Here is a 13,297-nt window from a genome sequence, read left to right on the forward strand (position 1 = left end):
GGGTCTACTCCTCGGGCTCTTCGAGCTTGGCCAGGAACTGCTCGAACTGGGCCCCCAGCTCCTCACCGCTGGGCAGCGGCTCGTCCTCGGCCAGCAGGTTGGCGGCGGCGGTGTGGAAGGCGTCGTACTGCTGCTCGAGGCCGTGCACGACCTCCCGCACGTCGTCGGAGTCCGCGATCTGGGTCGCGATCTCGACCTGCCGGGCCTCGCCGGCCTCCTTGAGGTCGCCGAGCTCCCACTGCAGACCGGTGACGTCCTCCAGGCCCTCCAGCAGCGCGGCCGAGGCCTGGGGGTAGGGGAAGGAGGCGACGTAGTGCGGGATGTGGGCGACGAAGCCCATCGCGTCGTGGCCCCACTCCCCCAGCCGCAGCTCGAGCAGCGACTGCGCGCTCGAGGGCACCCGGATCTCGCCCTTCCAGACGTTCTCCTGCACCAGCAGCCGCGACGACGTCGCGTGGTTGGTCAGCTGCACCGGACGGGTGTGCGGCACCGCCATCGGCACCGACCCCAGCGACACGACCAGGCGCACGCGGAAGTGCTCCACGACGGCGCGCACCGCGCGGGCGAAGCCCTCCCAGCGGATGTCGGGCTCGGGCCCGGTCAGCAGGACGTACGCCGACCCGTGGGCGTCGGCCATCGACCGCGCCACCAGCCGGGGCGCCTCGTAGTCGGAGTAGTGGTCCTCGGAGAAGCTCATCGGGGGCCGACGGGCCCGGTAGTCGTAGAACTCGTCGACCTCGAAGCTGGCCACCACCCGGCCCGGGTCGGAGCCGGCCAGGTGGGCGGCGGCCAGGGCGGCGGCGCTCCCGGCGTCGAGGAAGCCCTCGAGGGCGATCACCATGACCGGCCCGTCACCCGAGCCGTCGGCGCTCCCCGCGAGCTCGGGGACGTCGTCGACGATGTGCACGAAGCGTGCCTCGGTCACGGTGCTCCTCCTGGGTCCACGGGCCCGGCAGGCCCGAGCACCACCCTAGTGCGCCGCGTCGGGGCCCCGACTCAGCCCTCCCGGACGCTGTAGTCGCGGGCGGCCTCGCCCTCGCCCCGGCCCACCCGGCTGTGCCGGTTGCCGTAGACGAAGTAGATGAAGAACCCGAGCGCCATCCAGATCAGGAACCGGAGCCAGGTCTCGATCGAGAGGTTCAGCGCCAGGTAGACGCAGACCACCGCGGCCAGGACCGGGACGACCGGGTTGAAGGGCACCTTGAAGGACCGCTCGAGGTCGGGACGGCGCTTGCGCAGGACCGGCACGGCCAGCGAGACCAGCGCGAAGGCGGTCAGCGTGCCGATGTTGACCATCTCCTCGAGCTTGCCGATCGGGGTCAGCGACGCGACCAGGGCCACCAGGACGCCGATCGTCACCGTGATGGTGACCGGCGTGCCGGTGCGGGGCGAGGTCTTGGCGAAGGCCCGGGGCAGCAGCCCGTCGCGGCTCATCGCGAACAGCACCCGCACGGCGCCGATCATCAGCGTCATCACGACGGTGGTCAGACCGGCGACGGCACCGGCCGAGATCAGGGTGGCGAAGCCGGAGCGACCGACGTCCTCGAAGGCCGTGGCCAGTGCCGCGTTGGGGTCGATCTTGTCGTAGCGGACCATCCCGGTGATCACCAGCGCGACGGCGACGTAGAGCACCGTGCAGATCACCAGCGAGCCGATGATGCCCCGCGGCAGGTCCTTCTGCGGGTTGCGCGCCTCCTCGGCGGTGGTGGCGACCACGTCGAAGCCGATGTAGGCGAAGAACACGATCGAGGCCCCCGAGACGATGCCCAGGACGCCGTACGTCTGGGCCTGGAAGCCGAAGAGCCACTGGAACAGCGGCTGGGTGAGCCCGCTGGCGTCCTGCGGCCCGGCCGAGGGCGGCACGAAGGGGCTGTAGTTGGCGCCCTTGATGTAGAACAGCCCGGCCACGATCACGAACAGCACGATGAACAGCTTCACCCCGACCAGCACCAGGTTGACCCGCAGCGACTCCTTGATGCCGACCGCGACCAGGACGGTCAGCACGGCGACCAGCAGGAACGCCGCCAGGTTGAAGTGGCCCCACCCGGCGGTGTCGGAGGGCCCGAGCGACGCCGGCCACCCCAGCCCGATGGCGTCGAGCACCTTGACGAAGTACTGGCTCCACCCCTGCGCCACGACCGAGGCGCCGAGCATGAGCTCCAGGATCAGGTCCCAGCCGATGATCCACGCGACGAGCTCTCCCAGGGTCGCGTAGGAGAAGGTGTACGCCGACCCGCTGACCGGCACCGTGGAGGCGAACTCGGCGTAGCACAGCGCCGCCAGGCCGCAGCAGATCGCCGCGATCACGAACGAGAACACCACGGCCGGCCCGCCGTACAGCTTCGCGGCGGTCCCCGTCAGGGTGAAGATGCCGGCACCGATGATGACGCCGATGCCGAAGACGGTCAGGTCCAGCGCGGTGAGGCTGCGCTTGAGCTTGAAGTCCGGGTCCTCGGTGTCGCTCATCGAGTGCTCGACCGACTTGGTGCGCATCACGTTCATGGCCATGCGCGGCACGCTACTCCCCGAACGGCCTCGCAGACGGCCCTGACCAGCGGTTCCTCAGCCGTAGATCGCGCGGATGCGGGCCGCCGCCCGGCGGGCCAGCTCGGCCCCGTCGTAGCCCAGCACCCGCTCGAGCACCCGGTCCTGGGCCCGCACGCCGAGTGCGGAGCCGGCGTCGTGCATCGCGGCGAGCAGCTCCCACACGCGGGGCTCGCCGGCGGTGGCGGCGATGTAGTCGAAGGCCATCCAGCTCAGCGCGTAGTGCCACTCCTGGTCGGGCCCGTTGAAGTCCTCGGTCGCCGGCATCCCGGTGACCGGGCCCTGGCTGGTGGCGAGCGCGGAGGTGGGGATGATCCGTTGGGGCGTGGGCAGGTCGCGCGCCCCGACGTACTCCGCGATCCCCTCGCTCACCCAGGCCGGCGTGCCGTCGTCGCGGGGACCGAGCGCCACGTGGGTCAGCTCGTGGCGGGTGATCCGACCCAGGAAGGGCTGCCCGGCCTGCACCGAGCTGGGCATCATCAGCATCCGCGTCGAGGCGACCACGGCTCCGCCGTCGCGGGCGTACGTCGGGAACGCCATCGCGCCGAGGTGGTCCAACGCTCCCCCGGGCACGTCGGTGAAGGAGTCCAGGACGCTGGAGTCCTTGACGCTGTAGACCACGACCCGTCGCGACCAGGGGTAGGGGACGATCCGGGCGACGTCGGCGATGCCCTGGCGCACGGCCCCGAGCACGACCGAGGCCGAGCCGACCGTGCGGGCGTCGAAGATCCCGAGCACACCGGGCGCCTGCCGCACGGTGATCGCGGTCAGGTCCCAGGGCGCGAGCGCCCCGCTGAAGAGCGCCGTGCCGTCCGGTGCCCGGTCGGCCACGATGCGGGCCGGGCCGTGACCGAAGTCGAAGGCGAACCCGACCGTACGTCGGACCGGCGCCGCGTCGAACCCCCGCAGCTGCATGGTCAGGCTCACCTGCGGGACGCGCACGTCGCGCCCCCACCTCGACGGCGGCGTCACCCGCCAGGTGGAGTCGAGGACCTCGTAGTCCAGGCGCGCCAGCGGCAGCTGGACCAGGTTGCGGAAGTACCGCGTCTCGCGGGCCACCAGCGCGGGGTCCCGCCGGTCGACCCGGCGCAGGAACAGGCCCAGGTCGCCGGTGCGCACGGCACGCGCGCGCTGGGCCAGGATCCGCTGCTCGATCGCCCGGGCACGCTGCGACCCGACCCGCGCCGGACCGGTGGCCCCGGCCGACGGGGCGGCCGAGCCGGTGTCGGAGGAGGTCGTGGGGCCGCACCCGGCCAGGGCCGGCACCAGCGCCAGGAGCAGCGCGAGGGACCCCCCGAGCAGGGTCGGGGCCCGGCCGGCCGGCACCGTCGTGCTAGTCGACGGGACGCGACGCGGGGTGGTCGACCCGGCCGCCGGCGTGGTGCCCCTCGAGGGCCGTGATCTCCTCCACGATGCCACGCGCGAGCGACTGGGCGGTGAGCCCGATCCGCTCGAGGATGACGTCGCGCTTGGCATGGTCGAGGAACTCCTGGGGGATGCCGTGCAGGCGGACCGGGGTGTCCACCCGCTCGTCGTTGAGGAGCTGGAGCAGGGTCGAGCCGCACCCGCCGACGATGCCGTTGTCCTCGACGCACACGACCAGACGGTGCTCGCGCGCCAGCCGGACGACGGCAGGGTCCCACGGCTTGACCCAGCGCGGATCGACAACGGTGACACCGATCCCCTGGTCGGCCAGGCGACCGGCGACCTCGATGCCGACCGCGGCCATGGACCCGATCCCGACGATCAGCACGTCCTTGGCGCCGTCGCGGACCAGGACGTCCATCGACCCCGCCTTGTCCACCGCGGGGATGTCGACGGCCGGCGGCGCCCCCTTGGGCAGGCGCACCACCGTCGGGGCGTCGTCGACCGCCACGCTCTCGCGCAGCAGCTCGGCCACCCGGGCGCCGTCGCGGGGCGCGCACAGCCGCAGGCCGGGGACGACCTGGAGGATCGACATGTCCCACATGCCGTTGTGGCTGGCGCCGTCGTCGCCGGTGACGCCGGCCCGGTCGAGCACGAAGGTGACGCCGCACTGGTGGAGCGCGACGTCCATCAGGACCTGGTCGAAGGCCCGGTTGAGGAAGGTGGCGTAGATGGCGACCACGGGGTGGAGCCCGCCCATGGCGAGGCCCGCGGCGCTGGTGACGGCGTGCTGCTCGGCGATGCCCACGTCGAAGGTGCGCTCGGGGTGGGCGGCGGCGAAGCGGTCCAGCCCGACCGGGTAGAGCATCGCGGCGGTGATCGCGACGAGGTCCTGGCGCTCGGAGCCGAGCGCCACCATCTCCTCGGCGAAGAAGTCGGTCCAGATCCGGCCCTTGGGCGTGCCGACCCCGGTCTCGACGTCGAAAGGACCGATCTGGTGGAACTGGTCGGCCTCGTTGCGCTCGGCGTAGTCGTAGCCGAAGCCCTTGCGGGTCACGACGTGGACGATCACCGGACCGCCGAACTTCTTGGCCTGGGCCAGGGCGTGCTCGGTGGCGACGCGGTCGTGGCCGTCGACGGGGCCGACGTACTTCAGGCCGAGGTCCTCGAAGAGCCCCTGGGGCGCGAGGACGTCCTTCATGCCCTTCTTCATGGCGTGGAGGGCGTCGTAGACCGCCGGTCCGACGCCGCGCACGCCGTTGAGCTTGCGCTTGACCTGGTCCAGGACCTGCTCGTAGCGCGGGCTCGTGCGCAGCGCGGTGAGGTGCTCGGCCAGTCCGCCGACAGTGGGCATGTAGGAGCGGCCGTTGTCGTTCACGACCATCACCAGGCGGCGGTCGTCGCCGGTGGCGATGTTGTTCAGCGCCTCCCAGGCCATGCCGCCGGTCAGGGCGCCGTCGCCGATGACGGCGACCACGTGGCGGTCCTCGCCGCGGATCGCGTAGGCCTTGGCCAGGCCGTCGGCGTAGGACAGCGACGTTGAGGCGTGGGAGTTCTCGACGATGTCGTGCTCGGACTCCGCGCGGCTGGGGTAGCCCGAGAGGCCGCCCTCGGTGCGCAGGGTGTCGAAGCGACCGGCCCGGCCGGTCACCATCTTGTGCACGTAGGCCTGGTGGCCGGTGTCGAAGACCACCCGGTCGCGCGGGGACTCGAAGACGCGGTGGATCGCGAGGGTCAGCTCGACCACGCCGAGGTTAGGTCCGAGGTGGCCGCCGCGCGGGGCGCAGGTGCGGACGAGCTCGTCGCGGATCTCGGCGGCCAGCTCGTCGAGCTGGCGGTCGTCGAGGCGCCGCAGGTCCGCCGGACCCGTGAGGTGCTCGAGGTGCCCCATGCACGCTCCTTCTCAGACGGTGACGCCCGGGCAGGTGGACCCGGACGTCGATGACCACTCGATGTTAGACGGCCGCCCCCGGCAGGACCGCGACGGCCGACTCCTCCAGGCTGCCCAGCCAGACGTCACCGTGGTGCTCCCGCACGCCGGTGACCATGTGGTAGGTCCCGGCGTCGGCCCGCAGGTCGTGGACGAGCCGGCCGTCGTCGGCGTACGCCTGCACGCGGACGGTCTGCTGGGGCTTGGGCTGGAGCAGCTCGGGGATGCGGGTCACGGCCTTGCGCACCCACAGCGGGGCCGAGGCCTTGAGCCGCTCGACCACGGTGTCGACGGGTGAGGCGATGGTGACCCAGATCAGCCCGTCGCTGCCCCGGGCGATGTTGTCGGGGTAGCCCGGGAGGTCCTCGGCCAGCAGGTCGCGGGTGCCGGCCCGCTCCCCGCTCAGCCACAGCCGTACGACGGTGCGCCGGGTCGTCTCGGCCACGCAGACGAACGACTCGTCGGCGGCCAGGGCCACCCCGTTGGCGAAGCCGAGCCCGGTGAGGTGCACCTCGACCGCGCCGTCGGGGCGCCGGCACAGCAGCCGTCCCGTGGCGGTGTCCTCGACGAAGTCGGCCTTCCACTCCTCGATGGGGTGCACGGTGCTGGAGTCGGAGAACCAGATCTCGCCCCCGGCGCCGACCGCGGCGTTGTTGCAGAAGCGCATCGGACGGCCCTCGACCTCGGTGACCAGCCGCTCGACGACGCCGGTGGTGCGGCTGACGGCGAGCAGGCCGAGGTGGGCGTCCGCGACCAGCAGCCGGTCGGCGTCGAGCAGCTCCAGCCCGAGCGGACGACCGCCGGTGCGGGCCACCAGGCGGGTCTCGCCGGTGACCGGGTCGACCCGGTGGATGCCGCCGTCGGCGGTGCCGGTCCACACCTGGCCCTGCTCGTCGACCACCACGTCCTCGGCGCCCGGCCCGGGGACGTCCAGCCGGCGCAGGCCGACGGTGCGGGGCCCGGGGTGGGAAGAACGCTGGGAGGGGGGCTGGGTCACGACGGTGTGCTCCCGTTCAGTCGGCGGTAGGTCGAGGAGGTCAGGAACCGGGGCAGGAAGTGCGCGTTGGACTCCGCGAGGTCCAGCCCGAGCGCGACCCCGGGCTCGACGAACACGATGGCACGGCCCTCCCCCACGACGATGTCGTCGTCGGTGAGGTCGACCCGGCCGGCGTAGATCCGGTAGTCGCCGCGGTGACCGTCGGAGTAGGTGAACGGACCGTCGTGCCAGAGCTCGAGGTCCCCGGGGTCGGCGACGATGCCGGTCTCCTCGAGCAGCTCCCGGCGCACGGCGTCGTCCGGGTCCTCACCGTCCTCGACGTGGCCGCCGACGATCCCCCACTGGTCCGCGGCCCGCGGGGCGTGCTCGTCGCGGTGCTGGAGCAGGACGTGGCCTCGGGCGTCGAGCAGGTAGCAGACGGCGAGCCGGGGCACGGCTGTCACTGTAGGGGCACCCCTAGAGCCGGTCCACGAAGCGTCGCCCGCGCAACGCCTCCTCCACCAGGCCGACCTCGCGACGGACCGCGATCAGCCGCGCCGACTCCTGCTGCCAGGTCTGCACGGCCGCCTCGACGACGTCGTGGCCCACCACGTCGCGCAGCCCGCCCCGGGCCTCGCTCAGCCCCTGGTTGACCGCCGCCTGGCTCGCCTGCACGTGGAGCGCGGCGAACCGCGCCAGGACGACGGGATGGCGCCGCAGCGCCGGGTAGGAGCGGTACTCCGGCGGGCAGACGTCGAGCAGCCAGGCGCACGCGGTGGGCTCCCAGTCCTCGACGCCGGGAGGACGCACCTGCGCCGGCCAGCCGGGGGGCCGGACACCGTCCCGGCCCTGGGGGGTGCGACGTGGGGGCTCGGGGGGTCGGGTGAACACCGCCCCACCATAGCCCTGTTCGAACAGGTGTTCTAGCGGTCTGCGAGTCCCCCGACGACGATCTCGAGCCGCGGTGTCGATTGCGCGGGCGCGAGTTCGTCACCAGGGTGGGGGCACCGACGCCGCCCGCTCACACCCGACCGACATCCACAGAGGGACACACCATGACCGACACCTACGCCTACCTCATCCGCGAGCGCGACTGGAACTCCGACGCGGTCCTCGCCGGCGAGCAGAGCCCCGGGCAGGACGACGCCTTCGCCCGGCACGTCGCCTTCCAGGAGGCGGTGGCACGTCTTGGCGCGCGGATCACGCAGGGCGCGGCCCTGCAGAACGCCCGGCACGGCGGGGTGGTCACCCCGGGCGACGGCGAGCGCGCCGTGGAGGACGCCGTCTGGACCGACAGCCCGTACGCCGACAGCAGCGAGCTGATCACGGGCGTCTACCTGGTCGAGGTCGACGACGAGGAGACGGCTCGGCACCTCGCCGCACTGGTCCCGACGGGCTCCACCGTGGAGTGGCGCAAGGTCTTCCCCACCGCGTGAGGTCGGGGTCGGCGCCCGCCGGCCCGTCGCGACTCCTCCTCGGACGGAGCAGGAGGCACGATGGGCCGGTGCGGCCCCACCTCCAGCTCGACGGCGAGCAGTTCCGCGCCGTCTGGCCCCGGGTCGTCCGGGTGCTGGCGGCCTGGTCGGGCAGCCTCGACGACGCCGAGGAGTACGCCGCCCTGGCGTTCGCCCGCGCCGTCGAGCAGGCGCACGACGGTCGGCCCGCGCCCGGGGACCTGGCCGCGTGGTGCGTGAGCGTCGGCAAGCGCGCGTGGATCGACGACCATCGTCGTCGGGGCGTGCTGGCCCGCCTGGCTCCCGAGATCGTGGTGGAGGACGCGATGCCGACGGACCACCCCGAGGACCCCTCGGACCTGCCGACCGGCAGCCGCGCCGGGCTCGACGATCGGGTGGCGCTGCTGTTCGTGGCGTGCGACCCGGCCCTGGCGCCCGGCGCGCAGCTCGTGCTGGCGCTGCGGCTGGTCTGCGGGCTCGAGGTCGCGGACATCGCCCTCCACCTGGGCATCGCGACGACGGCCGCAGCGGCCCGGCTCACGCGGGCGCGCAAGGCGCTCGCCGCGGCACGACCCGCCTTCGAGGTGCCCGTCGGGTCCGAGCGCGACCGCCGGTTGTCCCACGTCCTCGTCTGCGTGGCCGCGATGTTCACCGTCGCCCACCGCACCGTGCTGGCGCCGGTGGACGCCGCCGACGACCTGGGCGCCTCGGCGCTGTCGGTGGCGGACGCCCTGGTGGCGGCGTACCCGGGTGACACCGAGGTCCACGGTCTGCGTGCCGTCGTGCGGCTCGGTCTGGCCAGGCGTCCGGGGCGGGTCGACCCGGACGGCGTGGCCGTCACGCTCGACGAGGCCGACCGCTCGCGCTGGGACGCCCGGCTGCTGCGCGCCGGCCTGGCCGACGCGACCCTCGCCGCCGAGGGGTCCGGCCGGTTCGCCCTCGAGGCTGCCCTCGCCGGGCTGCACAGCGCGGCCCCCTCCGCGGAACTGACCGACTGGCCACTGGTGGTGACCCTCTACGAGGCGTTGGAGTCGGTGTGGGGTTCGCCCGCCGTGCGGGTCGCCCTGCTCACCGCCCGTGCCCAGGTGCTGCTGCGGGGCTCGACCGGTCCCGTGGACGAGCACGACCTGGGCCTGCTCGAGACCGAGCTGGCCGACCTGCGCCGTGACGGACCGGCGTACGCCCGGCGGGACGCGGGCCTCGCGCTCGCCGACCTGCACTGGCGCACGGGGCGCCGCACCGAGGCGGCCCGGGAGTACGCCGACCTGGTGGCCGAGGTGCGCAGCGAACCCGTGCGCCGCTTCTGCCTGCAGCGCGCCGACGTCGCTGCGGGCTGAGCCCGACCCGAGGGACCCGGGGCAGGGGGCGTCAGCGACTCCGCATCGGGCCGCCGCTGCGGCCGTGGGACTCGGCCACGATCTCGGCCACCACCGACAGCGCGATCTCGCCCGGCGCCCGGCCTCCGGTGTCCAGCCCGGCGGGCACGTGCAGCTTGTCCAGCCCGGGTGCCTCCTCGGCCGCGAGGTCCTGCAGGAGGCCGGCGGCTCGACGACGGCTGGCCATCATCGCGACGTACGCCGCCCCCGAGGCCAGCGACTCGCGCAGCACGCGCGGAGCGTCCGGGGCGTCGTGGTCGCACAGCACCACCGCGTCGGCGGGACCCAGCCCGAGGGCCGCCACCTGCTCGGCGCCGCGCCCGTCCGCGTCCTGCTCGACCACCACGACCTCGCGACCGACGGCCCCGGCGATGGTCTCGATCGCGTCCGCGATAGGGTTGCGGGTCAGCACCACGACCCGTCCCGCCGCGCCGCTCGGGTCGACCCAGGGCTGCTCACGCGTCGTCATGCCCCGAGCCTCCCAGAGGGACCCGGACCTGACCAGACCGGCGAGGCGACCCTCCCGTCTCCTCAGCCGGGGAGGAAGGAGAGCCGCACCTCGCGCTCGGGATTGTCCACGTTGAGGTCGACCAGGCAGACGCTCTGCCAGGTGCCCAGCGCGAGCCGGCCTCCGAGGACCGGGACGGTCGCGTGGGGCGGGACGATCGCGGGCATCACGTGGGAGCGCCCGTGGCCGCGCGAGCCGTGGCGGTGGCGCCACCGGTCGTCGGCCGGCAGCAGGTCCGCCAGCGCGGCCAGCAGGTCGTCGTCGGAGCCCGCCCCCGTCTCGAGGATCGCGATGCCGGCGGTGGCGTGCGGCACGAACAGCTGGAGCAGGCCGTCCCGCTCGGGGGCCACGAACGCGGCGCAGTCCCCGGTCAGGTCCAGCACGGCCTCCCGGTCGCCGGTGCGGTAGGTGCGGGTCTCGGACCTCATCTGGTCTCCTCGTGTTCGGTCGGGTCAGGGGCAGGGCCGGGCTGGTCGGGAACGAGCTGGGCCCCGAGCGCCGCCTCGACCTCGGCGAGCACCGGGTCCGCGACGTCGTCGGAGGCGACGGCTGGCCGGGCGACCGGAGCGGGGTCAGCCGTCACGCAGGTGGTCCTCGACCCGCTGCACCTTGGCGGTGAGCTGGCCGTCGTACCCCGCGCGCAGGTCGGCCTTGAGGACCAGCGAGACCCGGGGGTACGCCGCGGCGACGACGTCGACGGCCTGCTTGACCACGGCCATCACCTCGTCCCACTCCCCCTCGATGTTGGTGAACATCGCGTTGGTCTCGCACGGCAGGCCGGAGGCGCGGATCACCCGCACCGCCTCGGCCACGGCCCCGCTCACCCCGCCGTCGGGCTCGGCCGTGCCGTCGCGGGGGTCGCCGCCTGGACTGATGCTGATCGCCACGAGCATGTCCCCACCTTGACGCGCCGGTGGTGGACTCGCCAACCCGGCACCCGGGACGGCACCATGAGGGCCGCACGAGCCGAGGAGGTGACCGCGTGCAGCGCAACCCCGTCGAGCGACCCGCCCCGTCGGCGCACCACCTGCTCACCCAGGTGGGCCTGCTGCTGCTGGTCACCGGTCTGCTGGCCCTGCCACGCCTCCTCCCCGGCACGGCGTACGCCGGGTGGCCGTCGATCGGCTTCGCAGTCGCGCTGCTGCTGCGGGCGCCGCCCACCCGGCGCTGGTGGACGGTCGCGGCGCTCACCGTGCTGGCGACGCCGGCGGTGTCGCTGAGCTACCGGGTGCCGGTGCACCTCGGGCTGGTCGGCGCCCTGGCCCTGAGCCTGTCGGCCCAGTTCGTCGCCACCCACCTGCTGCGGGGCCGCCACACCGGGCCCGACCGGCTGGCGGAGATCGACGGCGTCCGCTTCCTGATGGTGACCCTGGCCGGCGCGGTGCTCAACAGCCTGCTCCCCGCGGGCCTGGCGCTGGCCGCGCAGGCACCGGCGCGGGCGCTGGCCGTCACGGTGACCACGGTCGCCGCGGTCCTCACGGCCCAGCTCGTCGTGCTGCCGCTGTTCCTGCGGACCACCGACCGCCCGGCGACCGCCCGCCCCCTCGAGCGGTGGGCGCAGCGGCTGGTGCTGCTCGTGGTGTTCGTCGGCGTCTTCGGCCTGGGGCACACCTCACCGCTGGCGTTCCTGGTGCTGCCGGCGGTCGGGTGGGCCTCGGTGCGGGCGACCCAGCGCGAGACCCACCTGCAGGTGTTCGTGGTCGGCCTGGCGGCGTACGCCCTGACGGTCGCGGGCCTGGGGCCCTTCGCCGACCCCCACCCCACCCGGCTGCCGGTGCACCTGGACAGCGCCCAGGTCTACCTGTTCCTGCTGGCGCTCTGCTACGGCACCGTGCCGCTGGCCCTGACCGTGGACCGCCTGTTCACGATGACCGGTGCCGCCACCCGCTCCGCCACCACGGTGGAGCAGCTGCTGGACTCCGCCGGCGGCACGATGTTCATCGCCAGCGACGAGGCCGGCCGCATCACGCACTACAACACCGGCGCCCAGCAGCTGCTCGGCTACCCCGTCGAGGCGGTGCTGGGCCGCAGCCCCCGGCTGTTCCACACCGGCCGCGAGATCGCGCGCCACGCCGCCGACATGGGGGTGGACGACGACTACGTCAGCGTCGTGCGCGAGATGGTCCGGCGCGGGGAGCGCCGCGACTGGGAGTTCGTCCACCTCGACGGGACGCGCAAGATGACCTCGCTGACCCTGAGCACGACGCGGGACGCCGAGGGCACCCTGACCGGCTTCATCGCCACCGGCGAGGACGTCACCGAACGGCTGCGGGCCCAGCGCGCGCTGGAGGCCGCCCTCGACCTCGAGCACGCCTCGGTGGTGCGGCTGGAGGAGGTCGACCAGGTCAAGCAGGAGCTGGTCTCCAACGTCTCCCACGAGCTGCGCACCCCGATCACCAGCATCTCCGGCTACGCCGAGCTCCTGCGCGACGGCAGCCTGGGCGGCCTGACCGAGGCCCAGCAGGACGCGGTGGAGCGGATCTCGCGCAACACCAGCCGCCTGGGGCTGCTGGTCGAGGACCTGCTGACGCTGTCGCGCGCGGAGTTCGCCGAGGCGGCGGGCTCGGACCCGCGGAACGGCCGCGTCGACCTGCGCGAGGTGGTGAGGGCCTCCCTGGACCTGCTCGCCGAGACCCTGCGCGGCCGCGAGCTGCGGATCGTCCCCGACCTGCCCGCCTCCCCCGTCCTGGTGCCCGGTGACGGCGACGCCCTCGAGCGGGTGGTGACCAACCTGCTGACCAACGCCGTGAAGTTCACCCCGGACGGCGGCCAGGTCCGGCTCACCCTGGCCCGCGAGGGCTCCGAGGGCACCTCGATGGTCGTGGTCCGCGTCGCCGACTCCGGCATGGGGATCGCGCCGGAGGACCAGGAGCACCTGTTCACCCGCTTCTTCCGGGCCCGTGGCGCCACCGACCAGGCCATCCAGGGCACCGGTCTGGGGCTGAGCATCGTGCACTCGATCGTGACCCACCACGGCGGCACGGTCACGGTGGACTCGACCGTCGGGGTGGGCACGACCATGACGGTCCGGCTGCCGGCGTACGACGACCGCGGCTGAGTCCCCGGGCACGCAGGCGGCACCCCGGGACGCCGCGAGCCGGCCGCCCCGTGAGGGACGACCGGCTCGGGTGCCGTGCGGGCTGC

General features: G+C 73.8%; 14 protein-coding genes. 3 read left to right on the forward strand and 11 right to left on the reverse strand.

The genetic code is table 11. The annotated features are described in order from the left end of the window. Positions 1 to 4 precede the first annotated feature (4 nt). From ACYVDA_RS16605 to ACYVDA_RS16635, 7 genes are all read right to left on the reverse strand, one after another. Positions 5 to 925 carry a proteasome assembly chaperone family protein gene (locus ACYVDA_RS16605; protein ID WP_460819553.1) on the reverse strand — a complete coding sequence of 307 codons (921 nt, stop codon included), beginning with the start codon at positions 923 to 925 and terminating at the stop codon, positions 5 to 7. Positions 926 to 996: 71 nt separating this feature from the next. Then, positions 997 to 2,508, reverse strand: a complete 1,512-nt coding sequence (locus ACYVDA_RS16610) for an amino acid permease (protein WP_460819554.1) — start codon at positions 2,506 to 2,508, stop codon at positions 997 to 999. A gap of 54 nt (positions 2,509 to 2,562) precedes the next feature. Continuing rightward, a complete protein-coding gene (locus tag ACYVDA_RS16615) occupies positions 2,563 to 3,870 on the reverse strand; it encodes a hypothetical protein (RefSeq protein WP_460819555.1) in 1,308 nt (435 codons plus the stop codon). 7 nt (positions 3,871 to 3,877) lie between these two features. Then, the gene (gene dxs / locus ACYVDA_RS16620; RefSeq protein ID WP_460819556.1) at positions 3,878 to 5,800 is read right to left on the reverse strand and encodes a 1-deoxy-D-xylulose-5-phosphate synthase; all 1,923 of its coding nucleotides are present in this window, start codon (positions 5,798 to 5,800) and stop codon (positions 3,878 to 3,880) included. 64 nt (positions 5,801 to 5,864) lie between these two features. Further along, a complete protein-coding gene (locus ACYVDA_RS16625; protein ID WP_460819557.1) occupies positions 5,865 to 6,836 on the reverse strand; it encodes an SMP-30/gluconolactonase/LRE family protein in 972 nt (323 codons plus the stop codon). Next, on the reverse strand, positions 6,833 to 7,270 hold the full coding sequence (locus tag ACYVDA_RS16630; RefSeq protein WP_460819558.1) for an NUDIX domain-containing protein: 438 nt from the start codon (positions 7,268 to 7,270) through the stop codon (positions 6,833 to 6,835). The genes ACYVDA_RS16625 and ACYVDA_RS16630 overlap by 4 nt, the downstream gene beginning before the upstream one ends. Before the next feature lie 22 nt (positions 7,271 to 7,292). Next, positions 7,293 to 7,706 (reverse strand): hypothetical protein, encoded by a 414-nt coding sequence (locus ACYVDA_RS16635; protein WP_460819559.1) that lies wholly within the window; start codon positions 7,704 to 7,706, stop codon positions 7,293 to 7,295. Between the two features lie 164 nt (positions 7,707 to 7,870). On the opposite strand from ACYVDA_RS16635, the gene ACYVDA_RS16640 reads away from it, so the two are divergent. Further along, complete coding sequence (locus tag ACYVDA_RS16640; protein WP_460819560.1) at positions 7,871 to 8,251, forward strand: YciI family protein; 381 nt, start codon at positions 7,871 to 7,873, stop codon at positions 8,249 to 8,251. A gap of 68 nt (positions 8,252 to 8,319) precedes the next feature. Beyond that, entirely contained in the window at positions 8,320 to 9,606 is a 1,287-nt protein-coding gene (locus ACYVDA_RS16645; protein WP_460819561.1) for a DUF6596 domain-containing protein, read from the forward strand. Positions 9,607 to 9,637: 31 nt separating this feature from the next. On the opposite strand, the gene ACYVDA_RS16650 is transcribed toward ACYVDA_RS16645, so the two are convergent. The 4 genes from ACYVDA_RS16650 to ACYVDA_RS16665 all read right to left on the reverse strand — a co-directional run bounded on the left by ACYVDA_RS16650 (position 9,638) and on the right by ACYVDA_RS16665 (position 11,046). Beyond that, positions 9,638 to 10,114 carry an XdhC family protein gene (locus ACYVDA_RS16650; protein ID WP_460819562.1) on the reverse strand — a complete coding sequence of 159 codons (477 nt, stop codon included), beginning with the start codon at positions 10,112 to 10,114 and terminating at the stop codon, positions 9,638 to 9,640. A 62-nt stretch (positions 10,115 to 10,176) separates the two neighbouring features. Then, entirely contained in the window at positions 10,177 to 10,581 is a 405-nt protein-coding gene (locus ACYVDA_RS16655; protein WP_460819563.1) for a YjbQ family protein, read from the reverse strand. Next, on the reverse strand, positions 10,578 to 10,736 hold the full coding sequence (locus ACYVDA_RS16660) for a hypothetical protein (protein WP_460819564.1): 159 nt from the start codon (positions 10,734 to 10,736) through the stop codon (positions 10,578 to 10,580). The genes ACYVDA_RS16655 and ACYVDA_RS16660 overlap by 4 nt, the downstream gene beginning before the upstream one ends. Beyond that, positions 10,726 to 11,046 (reverse strand): thiamine-binding protein, encoded by a 321-nt coding sequence (locus ACYVDA_RS16665; RefSeq protein WP_460819565.1) that lies wholly within the window; start codon positions 11,044 to 11,046, stop codon positions 10,726 to 10,728. Before ACYVDA_RS16665 ends, ACYVDA_RS16660 begins: the two co-directional genes overlap by 11 nt. 89 nt (positions 11,047 to 11,135) lie before the next feature. Here ACYVDA_RS16665 and ACYVDA_RS16670 point away from each other — a divergent pair, with 89 nt between their 5' ends. Further along, on the forward strand, positions 11,136 to 13,211 hold the full coding sequence (locus ACYVDA_RS16670) for a sensor histidine kinase (protein WP_460819566.1): 2,076 nt from the start codon (positions 11,136 to 11,138) through the stop codon (positions 13,209 to 13,211). The last annotated feature ends 86 nt before the right edge of the window (positions 13,212 to 13,297 follow it).

The organism is Nocardioides korecus (genome assembly GCF_054778395.1).

Coding starts and splice junctions, on each gene's coding strand:
- ACYVDA_RS16650 (WP_460819562.1), bottom strand. CDS start 10,114: ATGACGACGCGTGAGCAGCCCTGGGTCGACCCGAGCGGCGCGGCGGGA.
- ACYVDA_RS16640 (WP_460819560.1), top strand. CDS start 7,871: ATGACCGACACCTACGCCTACCTCATCCGCGAGCGCGACTGGAACTCC.
- ACYVDA_RS16610 (WP_460819554.1), bottom strand. CDS start 2,508: ATGGCCATGAACGTGATGCGCACCAAGTCGGTCGAGCACTCGATGAGC.
- dxs (WP_460819556.1), bottom strand. CDS start 5,800: ATGGGGCACCTCGAGCACCTCACGGGTCCGGCGGACCTGCGGCGCCTC.
- ACYVDA_RS16655 (WP_460819563.1), bottom strand. CDS start 10,581: ATGAGGTCCGAGACCCGCACCTACCGCACCGGCGACCGGGAGGCCGTG.
- ACYVDA_RS16665 (WP_460819565.1), bottom strand. CDS start 11,046: ATGCTCGTGGCGATCAGCATCAGTCCAGGCGGCGACCCCCGCGACGGC.